The sequence below is a fragment of the Vreelandella lionensis genome (assembly GCF_044543515.1).
Taxonomy (GTDB): domain Bacteria; phylum Pseudomonadota; class Gammaproteobacteria; order Pseudomonadales; family Halomonadaceae; genus Vreelandella; species Vreelandella lionensis.
The window spans coordinates 113,826-127,062 of the sequence record NZ_JBITWC010000008.1; the positions used below are offsets into that span (position 1 = coordinate 113,826).

13 protein-coding genes are annotated in these 13,237 nt (G+C 52.5%); all 13 read right to left on the reverse strand.

From position 1 onward, the window contains the following. Window positions 1-36: 36 nt before the first annotated feature. The 13 genes from ACIGG6_RS06915 to fliT all read right to left on the reverse strand — a co-directional run bounded on the left by ACIGG6_RS06915 (window position 37) and on the right by fliT (window position 13,231). Entirely contained in the window at window positions 37-1,098 is a 1,062-nt protein-coding gene (locus ACIGG6_RS06915) for a protein-glutamate methylesterase/protein-glutamine glutaminase (protein WP_253502320.1), read from the reverse strand. 84 nt (window positions 1,099-1,182) lie between these two features. Beyond that, a complete protein-coding gene (locus tag ACIGG6_RS06920) occupies window positions 1,183-2,055 on the reverse strand; it encodes a CheR family methyltransferase (RefSeq protein ID WP_399843434.1) in 873 nt (290 codons plus the stop codon). Then, complete coding sequence (locus ACIGG6_RS06925) at window positions 2,052-4,229, reverse strand: methyl-accepting chemotaxis protein (protein WP_399843437.1); 2,178 nt, start codon at window positions 4,227-4,229, stop codon at window positions 2,052-2,054. Before ACIGG6_RS06925 ends, ACIGG6_RS06920 begins: the two co-directional genes overlap by 4 nt. Window positions 4,230-4,304: 75 nt before the next feature. Further along, window positions 4,305-5,612 (reverse strand): methyl-accepting chemotaxis protein, encoded by a 1,308-nt coding sequence (locus ACIGG6_RS06930; RefSeq protein ID WP_399843439.1) that lies wholly within the window; start codon window positions 5,610-5,612, stop codon window positions 4,305-4,307. Between the two features lie 102 nt (window positions 5,613-5,714). Beyond that, window positions 5,715-6,215: a chemotaxis protein CheW gene (gene cheW, locus ACIGG6_RS06935; RefSeq protein ID WP_062360450.1), complete on the reverse strand. Its 501-nt coding sequence runs from the start codon at window positions 6,213-6,215 to the stop codon at window positions 5,715-5,717. Further along, window positions 6,212-8,314: a chemotaxis protein CheA gene (gene cheA / locus ACIGG6_RS06940; RefSeq protein ID WP_399843440.1), complete on the reverse strand. Its 2,103-nt coding sequence runs from the start codon at window positions 8,312-8,314 to the stop codon at window positions 6,212-6,214. Before cheA ends, cheW begins: the two co-directional genes overlap by 4 nt. 45 nt (window positions 8,315-8,359) lie before the next feature. After that, a complete protein-coding gene (gene motB / locus ACIGG6_RS06945) occupies window positions 8,360-9,280 on the reverse strand; it encodes a flagellar motor protein MotB (protein WP_253502305.1) in 921 nt (306 codons plus the stop codon). Beyond that, window positions 9,277-10,146 (reverse strand): flagellar motor stator protein MotA, encoded by an 870-nt coding sequence (gene motA, locus ACIGG6_RS06950; RefSeq protein WP_062360448.1) that lies wholly within the window; start codon window positions 10,144-10,146, stop codon window positions 9,277-9,279. Before motA ends, motB begins: the two co-directional genes overlap by 4 nt. A gap of 225 nt (window positions 10,147-10,371) precedes the next feature. Then, window positions 10,372-10,896 (reverse strand): flagellar transcriptional regulator FlhC, encoded by a 525-nt coding sequence (gene flhC / locus ACIGG6_RS06955; RefSeq protein ID WP_083026267.1) that lies wholly within the window; start codon window positions 10,894-10,896, stop codon window positions 10,372-10,374. After that, a complete protein-coding gene (gene flhD, locus ACIGG6_RS06960) occupies window positions 10,893-11,225 on the reverse strand; it encodes a flagellar transcriptional regulator FlhD (protein ID WP_044629566.1) in 333 nt (110 codons plus the stop codon). The genes flhC and flhD overlap by 4 nt, the downstream gene beginning before the upstream one ends. A gap of 107 nt (window positions 11,226-11,332) precedes the next feature. Continuing rightward, entirely contained in the window at window positions 11,333-11,626 is a 294-nt protein-coding gene (locus ACIGG6_RS06965) for an EscU/YscU/HrcU family type III secretion system export apparatus switch protein (protein ID WP_044629567.1), read from the reverse strand. Continuing rightward, complete coding sequence (gene fliK, locus ACIGG6_RS06970) at window positions 11,610-12,827, reverse strand: flagellar hook-length control protein FliK (protein WP_399843445.1); 1,218 nt, start codon at window positions 12,825-12,827, stop codon at window positions 11,610-11,612. The genes ACIGG6_RS06965 and fliK overlap by 17 nt, the downstream gene beginning before the upstream one ends. Beyond that, window positions 12,824-13,231: a flagellar protein FliT gene (gene fliT / locus ACIGG6_RS06975; RefSeq protein WP_083026298.1), complete on the reverse strand. Its 408-nt coding sequence runs from the start codon at window positions 13,229-13,231 to the stop codon at window positions 12,824-12,826. The genes fliK and fliT overlap by 4 nt, the downstream gene beginning before the upstream one ends. Window positions 13,232-13,237: the final 6 nt, after the last annotated feature.

Here is a 13,237-nt window from a genome sequence, read left to right on the forward strand (position 1 = left end):
TGCATGGACCAAGAAGGGTTTGACATTTCTTGGTACTTAAACGCGCTGCGCGCGCCCTGAAGCAGCAACCAGCGCCATAAGACGCGACGGTATATCGTCGAGTGCAACGACCTCGACTGCTCCCCCAACGGCAATCGCCTCTCGCGGCATACCAAAAACCACACAGGTCTCTTCATTTTGTGCGATCGTCGGCGCACCTGCTTGACGCATTTCTAATAGGCCTGCCGCGCCATCTTTTCCCATACCGGTCAGAATGACACCGATGGCGTTTTTGCCAGCATGCTTAGAAGCGGAGTGAAACAACACATCTACCGAGGGGCGATGGCGGTTAACCGGCGGTCCATCGTTTAGGCGGGCTACGTAGTTGGCGCCACTGCGGGCAAGCTCTAAGTGCTGGTCGCCAGGGGCAATATAGGCATGGCCTGGCAGAACCCGCTCACCGTCCGTGGCTTCCTTGACGGTAATACGACACAGTCGATCCAGGCGTTCTGCAAAAGAGCGCGTGAAGCCACCGGGCATATGCTGGGTAATTAAAATGGCAGGCGCATTGGCAGGTAAAGGTTCTAATACGGCACGGATTGCTTCAGTGCCGCCAGTAGAAGCACCAATAATAATGAGCTTCTCGCTGGATATCATGGGTGCTTTAAGCTGAGTGGGCGGCGGCGTGTTTTTATGGCGTGCCTGACGCGGACGCGAACGAGCTGCAGCACGCAATTTTTCAGCAATTTCGTTGGCGTACTCCATCATACCGCTGCGAATACCCAGGCTTGGCTTCGCTACAAAATCCAGCGCACCGAGCTCCAGGGCGCGCAGGGTAATTTCAGAGCCGCTTTGGGTTAGCGACGACACCATCAGCACCGGCATAGGGCGCAATCGCATCAGCCGCTCAAGAAAATCGAGGCCGTCCATCCTCGGCATCTCGACATCAAGCGTCAGTACATCTGGGTTATGCTGCTTGATCAGATCTCGGGCAGCGATGGGGTCAGGCGCAACGGCGACAACTTCCATGTCTGGCTGTGAGTTAATGATTTCGGTCAGCAAATCACGAATCAGCGCCGAGTCATCGACGCACAACACTTTGATCTTGGCAGCGCTCAAAGCACGCCTCCTCTTACGGTATCCACCGCGGCATCACTCCCTGCTGGCAAACGCCCTCGTCGGAGCTTAGCTCACGTCTATTGTTCACTTATTCGCGAGGGTATAAACCGTTTGCCCGCGCAACTTAAACGCATCGCTGATATACGAGAAGTTTTCGGAGTGTCCCGCAAATAGCAGACCATCCTGTTTCATCAGCGGCGCAAACCGCTTCAAAATCTTAGCTTGCGTCTCTTTGTCGAAATAAATCATGATATTACGACAAAATATCGCATCAAAAGGGCCTTTGATAGGCCACTGAGGGGCCAGCAAGTTCAGTGGCATAAACTCAACAAGTGCCGAGACTTCTGGGCGCACGCGGGCAAGCCCGATGTGATTGCCGGTACCTTTTTGAAAGAACCGCTTCACTCGCGCTTCGTCCAGTTTGCGCACTTGTTCCTGGGGGTAAATCCCCTGACGTGCTTTCGCCAGTGCATCGGTATCAATGTCGGTAGCAATCACTTTGGCTTGGGAGGCTTTCGCGCCAAGTGTCTCTAGCAGCGTCATGGCAATCGAGTAGGGCTCTTCCCCTGTCGAAGCGGCTGAACACCAGATCGTTACCGGATCTTGCTTATGCCTAATATGTTCCGCCAATAATGGGAAGTGATGCGATTCACGAAAGAAAGCAGTTAGATTGGTAGTCAAGGCGTTGGTAAACGCCTCCCACTCTTTCGCGTCGGGTTGACGCTCCAGCCGCGACAGGTAGTCAGTAAAGCGCGTCATGCCATGATGGCGCAGCCGCTTAGCTAAGCGGCTATAGACCATTTCGCGCTTATGCTCAGCTAATACAATACCAGCGCGCTGGTAAATCAGCTCTCGAATGCGCGCAAAATCAGCATCGGTCAGCACCAGATCTCGTTCGATCTGCCCACTGGACGCCCACTGGCCAGCATCAACTCCCCGTTCGCGTTGGTCTGTCAAAACTCTTCCCACTCCTCTACAGTGGCCATTTGCCGTTTATTAGTCGGCACAGGCGATGTGGCACTGCTGTTATGTGCAGACCCCGCTGGCAACACGTTTGCCTTTGGAGTTGCGGCCGCAGGCGGCTGCAAGCCAGTGGCCGCTAGCGGGCTTCGGTTAAGTCGAAACGCTTCAACGGAAAGCGACAACAGTCCTGCTTGTTGCTCTAGGGCAACAGCTGCCCGTGCCGTTTCTTGAACGCGCAGAGCATTTTGCTGTGTTGCCTGATCCATTTCCGCAATGGCTTGGTTGACTTCCGTAATACCGCTGCTTTGTTCCGCAGAAGCCGCCGAGATGTCGTGCATAATATGAGTAACGCTGCGTGCGGCTTCGGCAACCTCACTAATCGCTGCCTCAGCTTTTTCGACTAAGCCAGCGCCTACGCTCACTTCCTGGCTCGAATCGTCAATAAGTGTGCGAATTTCCTGCGCTGCTCCAGCACTACGCCCAGCAAGCTTACGTACCTCTTCGGCCACCACAGCGAAGCCACGACCATGCTCTCCCGCCCTGGCGGCTTCCACCGAGGCATTCAGAGCCAAGATATTGGTCTGAAACGCAATCGAATCGATGACGTTGATAATGTCGGTCATTTTCTGCGAGCTTTGTGTTATCCGCTGCATATTAGCGACCAGTTGTGTCATCAATTCCCCGGTTTGTGTAACCCTTGTTGCATTATTATCGGCCAGTCGACGCGCTTCTTGAGCGTTATCACTGTTTTGTCTAACTGTAGTGGTCATTTCTTCCATACTGGAGGCCGTTTGCTGAAGCGAAGCTGCCTGCTGTTCAGTTCGCGTGGAGAGTGCTTCGTTGCCACTGGCAATGTCTTTAGCTGCTGGGGTGACTACGTCAATGCCACTTTTTACATCACTAATGATGTTGCTCAGGCTTTTACGCATGGTGTTGAGAGAGTCCATCAACTGACCAATTTCATCATGGCGTTTGGGCGGTACATGTGCCGCTAAATTGCCGCCTGCGATTTGCAACGTAAAACGTGACGCGCGCTTCAGTGGCGTAATAATAGAGCGCAGCGTTAGGACACTAATCAGTACCAGTAACAATAGTCCTGCGCCTAATACACCAGCTTGTACGCTAAGCATGGCGGTTTGACCACGCTCGGCCTCTGCTGCCATTGCCTCCGCTGCTTCCTGCTTTTGAGCGATCAGTTGATTGACCATAGCGGATAGCTCCCGACCCTCCTCGTTCATCACACTGATAACAGCATCCAGGCCGGTGAACGCTTGGTAAGTCTCTTCAGCCTGTAGCACGCTAGTCGCTTGGTTCATGCCTTCAGACAAAAAAGCTTGTAGCTGCTCGTTGAACGAAGTGTCCAACGGCGTCGTATTCACATCGCGACTGAAGTACGCCTGCCAGATATCAACGATTTGTGTAGCACTTTCCTCTATCGCCTCCCCCATCTCGAAACGCTGGTTAATCAGCTCCATGCGCTCAGGCTCAATCAGTGCCTGACGTGTTTGCGCAATCGTTTGATCAATTTGCTGAAGGCGAATAACATCCCTTAAGCCATCGTTATTTAGCTCACCCAATCGTTCGCCTGCCACATTAAGGCCATAAAGCCCCACGCCACCGCTCGCTACTAGCAGGGCCCCTGCCACGACCACCATGCCAACTAATTTGGCACGTATTGTGTCGAGACGAATACGCTTAATGCGCTGTAACAAGCCCTTTTGGCGCACGCGCCCTTTATCCAAGTAGAGGCGCTTATTGCGCCCTTCTCGTATCTCTGCATAACGCTGTTCAGCCTGAGCAATCGCCTTGCGGGTCGCTTGCACCCGCACAGAGGTGTAACCAATTACTTGGTCGTTCTCTACAATCGGTGTGACGCTGGCGTCTACCCAGTAGTGGTCTCCATTCTTACAGCGATTTTTCACCAGCCCTCGCCATGTCCCTCCCGCCTGAACGGTTTTCCAGAGGTTCTCAAACGCAGGCGACGGCATGTCTGGATGTCGTATTAGGTTATGAGGCGCTCCTATCAGCTCTTCATGCTGATAGCCGCTAATCTCGATAAATGCTGGATTTGCGTAGGTTATACGCCCTTTTAGATCAGTACGCGAAACGAGAAAATCGTCTTGTTTAAGCTCAACTTCCCGTTGAGTCACTGGCTGGTTATTACGCATCATGCTGCCTTATTGTTTATGTTTTAACGCGGTAATAGCTTGGTTCATTCCATGGTCAGAGCAGAGAGCGCTAAGTTAGAACTCTTCCCACTCTTCGGTCAGCGCTTGTGTTTTAGTGGCCGGTAGTCGCTGCGTTGTCGTTGGCGAGTGCGAAGGGGCGCTGATTACACGTTTTTGTGTGTCGGGCTGCCCACCATCTGCTACACGGAACCGTTCCACGGCTTCACGCAGGCGTGCTGCCTCGCTCTCTAGCTCATTGGCGCTACGCGCGGCTTGCTGCACCAGCTGAGCATTCTGCTGAACGACTTGATCCATTTGCGCAACCGCTTGGTTAACTTGGCCAATACCGTTGCTCTGCTCTTCTGAAGCGGAGGCAATCTCATCCATGATGTCGCTAACGCGCTGTACCGCCGCGACGAGATCCTGCATGGTTTGGCCCGCCTGATTCACGCGATGTGTGCCAGCGTCTACTTTACCGAGCGACGCATCAATCAGCGTACGAATCTCTTTGGCAGCATTGGCACTGCGGCTGGCAAGACTGCGAACTTCTTGTGCTACCACGGCAAAGCCCTTGCCATGCTCGCCCGCACGCGCCGCCTCTACAGAAGCGTTAAGCGCTAAGATATTGGTTTGGAAAGCGATATTGTCGATCAGGGTGATAATGTCAGCGACTTGATGAGAACTGGCGCTAATCTCCTGCATGATCTCAACAATGTTACTGACTTCTTCCCCACTGCGACGCGCCGTGAGCGTGACATCACCTGCAAGCTGGCTCGCTTGGAGGGCATTATCGGCATTGTGACTTACAGTAGAAGCTAGCTGCTCCATGCTGGACGCCGTCTCTTCTAGCGATGAAGCCTGCTGTTCTGTGCGAGAGGAGAGGTCGTTGTTGCCGCTGGCAATGTGCTGGGAGCGCTCAAAAATCGTGGTGCCGCTACGCCTGACCACGCCAACAGTTTCCGACAAGGAACCTTGCATATGGGCCATCGCGCTATAGAGCTTGCCGATCTCATTGTTGCCAGGTGACTGGATCTGCTGATTGAGGTCACCCTGCGCCATGCGCTCAAAATAGCCGACCAGCCGATCCAGCGGGCGCAGTACGTTGGCACTGACGCCCCATACCACTACCACTACCGTTAAAACGGTCATGGCCACAACGCCGATCAATACCCAGCGGATGCGGGTGGCAAAGGAAGTAAAGGCCAACTGCTGGACTTGTGGGTCGCTGGCACTTTGTACAATGGTCGCCCCGTGATGCAGCGCATAAAGACCGATACCACAGGCAATGAGCACCAGCAGCGAGAAGGTGGCCAATACTAGCCCCCAACTCAGACGGACGGTCATATTACTCATCAGTTGACGTACTAGCTGTGTCACACGCATTTCTCCAAACACAACCGTACTAGCCAGCGCTATCCATCGCGCCAGAGTGGGTTGTTTTTTGGCTCAAGATGGGCACGTCTCCCTGTGCCCCGTGGCAGGTCGTTAGCGGTTACTGGTGCTATCTACCAGCGCCATCTCTTCGCTCGTCAGCAGCTTATCGATATCGACCAGCACCAGCATTCGGTCATCCAGGCTGCCGAGGCCACTTAGGAAATCAGAGGAGAGCGTTACGCCAAACTCTGGCGCAGGCTTGATTTGATCCGGCGTCAAGGTCATTACGTCAGAAACGCCATCTACTACGATACCTACGATACGATCTGCCACGTTGACGACGATCACCACAGTTTGGCCACCGTACTCAACGTTATCCAGGTGAAACTTAATGCGCAGATCCACAATCGGCACGATCACGCCACGCAGGTTCGTTACTCCCTTAATGAAGTCGGGTGCATTCGCAATACGTGTGACGTTTTCGTAACCACGAATTTCCTGCACCTTTAAGATATCAATGGCGTACTCTTCATCACCTAAAGAGAACACCAGGAACTCGCGATTTTCCGCTTCTGCTGCGGCTAGCACCGCCTCATTAGTTGCTTGACTCATGACGGCTCAGCCTCCTTGTAATAAGAGAGATATGGTTGGTTAGCGGCTTTTCCTGCTTCTTTTTTGGCACGGCTTAAGCGATGCAAGCCTGTGATATCCAGAATTAGCGCAACACTGCCATCTCCCAAGATGGTAGCGGCCGATACCCCGGGCACTTTGCGGTAATTATCTTCGAGGTTTTTAACCACGACCTGTTGCTGGCCAATCAATTCATCGACCAGCATGGCATAGCGACGCCCTTCGCCCTGCACAATTACAGCGATGCTCTTAGTGGGGTCCGTAATGGCGTTCTCCACATCGAGCACTTCATGAATGGCTATTACGGGCAGGTACTCATCGCGTACTTTTAGTACCACGTCATCCCCTGCCATGGCATACATATCGCCTTTGGCGGGCTGCAGTGACTCAAGTACGGTAGAGAGCGGCAGAATAAAGGTTTCCTTTCCGACTTTAATCGACATACCGTCGAGAATTGCCAGAGTTAGCGGCAGCACGATACGTGTATTAGTGCCTTCACCTTTTTTCGACTGGATCTCAACCCGGCCGCCCATGCCCTGAATATTCCGTTTGACAACATCCATGCCCACGCCACGTCCAGAGACATCGGTAACCTCTTTGGCAGTCGAGAAACCGGGGGCAAAAATCAGTTGAAAAACATCTTCATCCGACATGGTATCGGAGACGTTAAGACCATTCTCGCGGGCTTTCGCTAGCAGGCGATCACGATCCATTCCGGCGCCGTCATCACGCACTTCAATCAAAATATTGCCACCTTGATGCCGGGCAGACAGAACTAACTTACCCGTACGCGGCTTGCCCAGGGCTGCACGCTCGTCGGGCATTTCAACACCGTGGTCCAGACTATTACGCACCAAGTGCGTTAGTGGGTCGGTGATACGCTCGACCAAGCTTTTATCAAGCTCTGTGGATTTACCTTCGGTGATCAACTCAATCTCTTTGCCTAGCTTGCCAGCGGTATCACGAACTACACGCGGAAAACGGCTAAACACGAACTCCATGGGGATCATGCGAATCGACATGACCGCTTCCTGAAGATCGCGGGCATTACGCTGCAGTAGGCTCATGCCATTCTGTAGCGAACTGTTGCCGACCGACTGGTCGCCAAGATCACTCACCGTTTGGTCCAGCATCGACTGAGTGATGATCAGCTCACCCACCAAGTTAATAATCTGGTCGACCTTATCCACGGACACCCGAATAGAGGAGGACTCTGCTGCTGCCTTTTTCGGAGCCGCTTTACCTGGTTTACTGCTAGCAGACGACTTGCTAGCGTGTGCTTTTTCGGCCACTGGCGCGGCTGGCTTCTCTTCTGACGCAGAGGGCTCAGCCGGTGCGCTGAGTACAGGTGTTGCGGGCTCTGTTGCCGAAGCAGCCTCCTCCGCAGCTAACGTGGTGATTTCAATTTGTTCTGGCTCAATAATGAAGCACATTACGGCTTCAATATCATCGGCGCTGACGCCCCCTTTTAGGGTGACCTCATAACGCTTTTCATCCCCCGACTGGGATTGAATATCGCCTAGCTGCTCTAACTCTTCTACCAGCAGCCCACGATCTTTATCGCCCACATTGAGAAGCGCCACTTTGAGGGTATGCTCGCTGGAGCTAGCGGCTGCCGATGGTTCTTTGTCGTCCTCTGCAGGCGCTGATTTTTGAGGGGCCGGTGCCGCCGCAGGGGCATCAAGTGTTTTGCCAATCTCTTCGAGGGCAATTTGCTGCAGCGTTTGGCAGATACGCTCATACGCTTCTTGATTGGGTTCTTCCTCGTTGCGATAGGCATCGAGTTGCTCGTGCATGATGTCTTTGGCCTCTAAAAAGGTATCCACGAGGTCAGCACGCAGGGTGAGTTCCCCTTTGCGAGCGTGATCCAGCAGGTTTTCGAAAATATGCGTGGTTTTTTGTAGCACGCTAAAACCGAAGGTTCCTGCGCCACCTTTGATAGAGTGGGCTGCGCGGAAGATAGCGTTCAACTGCTCGCTATCCGGATCATCGACATCCAGTTCCAATAAGTGCTGCTCCATATCAGCCAGCAGCTCTTCAGCCTCTTCAAAAAAGGTGTCAAAAAAATCCGCTATATCCATGCACCGCTCCACGTGAACGTCATATTTTTTTGTGACAAGCCGCGCTTACTGGTCGTCGTTGGCTTGTGGGGTGTTTTGTGGCACTAGCTCTTCCGGCACTTCTTCCTCAGAAAACTGAGCATCAGGCGCTAGAATACCAGGGTTACGAATGGCTTCGGCAATTTCAGGTAACAATACAACCAACTCAATACGCCGATTGATCGGATCAGTTGGCGCAGTGTCAGCCAACAACACACGATCAGCAAAGCCCGATACGCGCAACAATTGATCTGGATCAAGCCCGCCGGCAACAAGCTCTCGGCGCGAGGCGTTCGCTCGATCATTTGAGAGCTCCCAGTTGCTGTAGCCACGATATCCTCCAGCATACGGCACACTATCAGTATGCCCACTAATACTTAAATCGTTAGGCAACTCATTGAGAAGAGGAGCTATGGTGCGTAGCAAACTACGCATATAGGGAGCGACCTGATCACTACCAAGCTCAAACATGGGTCGCTGCTCGGTATCCAAGAGTTGGATCCGTAACCCTTCACGGGTTAGATCAAAACGCATTTGGTTACGTAGTTCACGCAACTCGGGGTCGCGCTCAATCGCACGTTCAATGCGCTCCTGCAAATCATTAAAGAAGCGCCGTTCTTGAGCACTAGGGCGTGTATGCTGCATTACATCAATACGAGCGCGTTCACCATCACTATGAGTAGGATCAGGGCCACCACCAGGAATCACGCTGGTACTACCTGACATGTCGCCGCCTGTAATTGCAGTAACCAGGGGCGTACTGAAATACTCCGCCACACCTCGGCGGGTCTCTTCGCTGGAGACACTCAAAATCCACATCACTAGGAATAGCGCCATCAACGCGGTCATAAAATCCGCTAGGGCAATCTTCCAAGCTCCCCCGTGGTGAGCATGGACGACTTTTTTACGCCGAATAATGATCGGACGCTTATCCCCACCCTTACTCATGCACTACCGCCTTTTTTGGCGTCACGAACGTACTCTTCAAGCTCAGTGAAACTGGGACGCTCTGCGGTATGCAGTGCCTTGCGACCAAACTCAACAGCTAATTGAGGCGCATAACCGTGCAAGCTTGCTAGTAAGGTGACGCGGATACACTGCAACATTTTTTCTGCTTCTTTTGCTTGTCGCTCGGCGTAGCTGGCCACTGGACTTATAAACCCGTACCCCAACAAAATGCCTAAAAAGGTACCTACTAGCGCTAGCGCAATCATTTCACCCATCTGAGCGGGTGTGGCATCAGCGTAGGTCAAAGCCTTAATTACCCCCATAACAGCAGCAACGATACCGAATGCAGGCATCGCATCCCCCACTTTAGAGATCGCATCAACTGGAATATGAGCTTCCTGTTCGAATGCCTCGATTTCATGCAGCATAAGCTCATCAATTTCCATTGGCTCCATGCCGCCACTGACCATGAGGCGCAAATAGTCAGTTAAGAAATCCATGATGTGTGGGTCCGCCAGCACGGTTGGGTGCTCTTGAAATAAAGGACTCTCTTGAGGGTTATCGATATCGCGCTCAATCCCTAGCATACCCTCACGGCGCACCTTGGAAAGAATCTTGTACTGCAATGCCATTAGCTCCATGTACAGCGCTTTATTATATTTTTTGGTTCGCTTGAGCTTGGGCAGTATCTTAAAAGTAGCTTTAATGGCTTTACCATTATTGGCAGCAATAAAAGCACCGACCCCTGCGCCGCCAATCATGAGCAACTCCGTGGGCTGATACAGCGGCCCCAAGCTACCACCTGCTAACACATACCCGCCAAATACAGATAGCAGTACGACGACATAACCTAAGGGAATCAGCACAAGCAGTGTCCTTGCGATATCAGTTTTTTATCGACGAAGCCACACCCATTTCTTCACCAAGAAGGCATGAGCAGCTCCACCCCAAGTGCAACTTAGCAATATCATACTAAGGCGCATGCAATGTTTAATGAGAAATTACCAGCGTCTTTTACCGCTATCTAAACGTTAAAGAGGTAGTGTATTCGTTCTATACCCTGCTGCTAGTAGCGTGACAATTTTATACGTTCAACGCTGTGCTTTACGGGTTTTCCCTGCACGCGAAGGCGGCTGACAAATACCACACACATAATCATGTGTCGGACTATGAGCATGGGCAACAAAGCGACCTTCACATCTTGTACAAGTCGTTAGCTGCAACAAATCACTTTCAAAAAAGCGCACCAACGTCCAAGCACGAGTAAGCCCCAGCACCGGCTCCACGCCTTCCAGTGAAATCTGCTCCTCGTACAAACGATAAGCTTTAACAAACGCGTCTATACGCTCGCAGTCAGCCCCCTTCAATAAACCTGTATAAATATTGTAAAAAAACGAGGAGTGCACATTGGGTAACCACGTAACAAACCAGTCTGCTGAAAATGGCAACATCCCTTTCGGTGGAGACATGCCACGCACTTCCTTGTAGAGCTTAATCAACCGGGTACGGCTAAGCTCTGTTTCTGTCTCCAGCACCTGTAGCCGTGCACCCAACTCAATCAGCTCAATGGCCAGCTGCACTTGGTGCATTTCATCAACCAAGCTCTTCTGGCTCACTCCGACTCTCCCGACGACAAAGACTCCAAGGGCTCACAAGCCGAAAGCAGTGATGCATGTAACCCAGATAACCCTTGATCTCTGGGGTTTTCTAAAATTTCGCGCAAACGTCGCCCACTCGAATGGCTAAATCGGCAGACTAACTGGTTGCTGCGCGCCAGCTTAGTGAGTTGCCAGGCATTCAGTGATACCAATAAATCGGCAAGTTCACTGTCTATTTTCAGGCGAAACATAGCTGCTTCGCGATCCTCGCTCAGCAAACGCTGCGCAAGAAGCAAGTACGCTAAGTTAATTTCTTGAATTTCATCGAGAAAGCTTGTTTGACTCATAGTGTCCCATCGAACGACACAGGCGCGACATTGTGACCGTTATACTGGCGCCATTGATGACTTTTTTCTTTACCCAGCACCATGGTTGCATACAACGCTTGTATTGGCTACTTGAGCGTTTCACGATGACTTATCCCATTCTCAGATAGCTCAAACACCCAAACAAGCAGCTCAGCGACCACTTGATATAGGCTCGCCGGGATCTCGGCATCCAAATCTAACTGCATGAGCAGCGCCACAAGCTCTGGTGCATCGTGAACATAAATACCCTGGCGCTGGGCTTCGGCCATAATTCGCTCAGCCAGCTCACCATACCCTTTGGCTACTACACGTGGAGCCTGCTCCCCTTCTTGATACGCAAGTGCAACCGCTTGCCGTCGCCGATCACCCGATGTCATCATGATGGCGCTCCAATGTTACATACCTAGCCTTGATCTGAACTTTATGAAAATCAAGGGCGTTTAAACGCTGCTCCAATGAGCTAACCCCTTCCTCAAGACGCTGATGCGTGCCAGCATTATCAGTGGTCAAATCAATACTCAGCGTCTTTTGATGAAGCCATAGTGCAACGCTGAAGCTACCTAAGTTAGGCACATCAAGCTGCATTTCGGAGCGCCAGCTCTCCTCCGCACCCTCCTCTTCCGATGAACCTCCTTGCCCCCCTTCACGCCCAGGCAGGTTGATCACTAACGCCATAAAAATCCCAGCCCACACATCACCTTCCCAGCGGAGCGTTGGCATCACCAACATCTCCAACTGCTGACGCACCAACCCCTGTAAGCTCTCATGAACGACCTCTCGTGAGCCACGGCTAAGCGCTTCCGGCTCGCTGGCAGCCGGCAATGTCAACGAGGCTGGATTAATCTCTCGACGCTCCGCAGCAGCTGGCGTCGGCGAAGTCGAGGCTGGGAGCATGACAACAGGGCGCTCTAAGAGCAGTTTATTATCGCCATTCATAGGCACTAGGGACGTATTGGGCAAAATACCGGGGGTGGCGCTTGAGCGTAAAGCGGCTATTGAGGGGGTTGTGGCTAATACCGCAGAAGCAAAATTTGGTAAAAAAGGAGCTGTCGGGCGAGGCCCAGGTTGCATTTGTGGTTCACGCAGTAGTTGCTGGCGTGGAGTTTCACCTTGAAACCAACGCTTCAGGTGGGACTCATAAAATAATCCACTATCGCGGATGCTTGCTTCTAAACGACTTGCCAGCACTTGCGCCGATGGTGCGTCTTGAGCCGACATCAGCGGGGCCTGGGGCTTCATTACCGCTGGAGGTGCCGGGAAACGCAGTAATACATCCGCAATCGTGCGAGCAGCAGGGCTGAAGTGTGTCTGTGTTGAGGTGGGTGCGCCATTACCAGTGGGAGGACTTCCAGGCTGAGACTGACGCGCCCCCTCAGACGCACCTGGCAACCGCTTTAGGTCACCAAGCAGGGGAGCAAGCGGACGGCCATCCAACCCTGCATCGCCTTGCAAGGCACGTGGCCCCTCCCCCGGTAAGACTGGCTGTACTGGCGCATTTAATACACGCTGAGAGGACACCTCTCCCTGGCGCCCAAGCACTTGATGTAAGAGGGTATCAATAAGCGGCGTAATGCCACTCACGATGCCCCCTTATTCTGAGAAGCATCGACATCAAAGGCGCTATAAGCTCCCTGCTGGGGAGCATAAGCTCGGTGCAGGTCCCGCTGGCGCTGGGTGACGCCAATCAGCCTGCCAAGCTCATCGCGTCGTGCCACCAGGCGACGACGAATCTCCACATCATGCTCTAAGATATGTTCTATTAACTCTGTTTTACGCTGCTTACCTGCAGCGTCAAGCGTAACGTGTGCATCCAGCTCACGGAGCTCTTCTACGAGCATCACATAATTACTGCGTTGCTCGATCAACTCGGCCCACTGTTCAGCATCTGCAAGCTCATGCATGTCATTCACACGCACCAACAGCTTTTCGTATGCATCGAGCAGCGTTTGCTGAGAAATATCACGAACTGCTTCGGGAGCTGCCATGCCTGC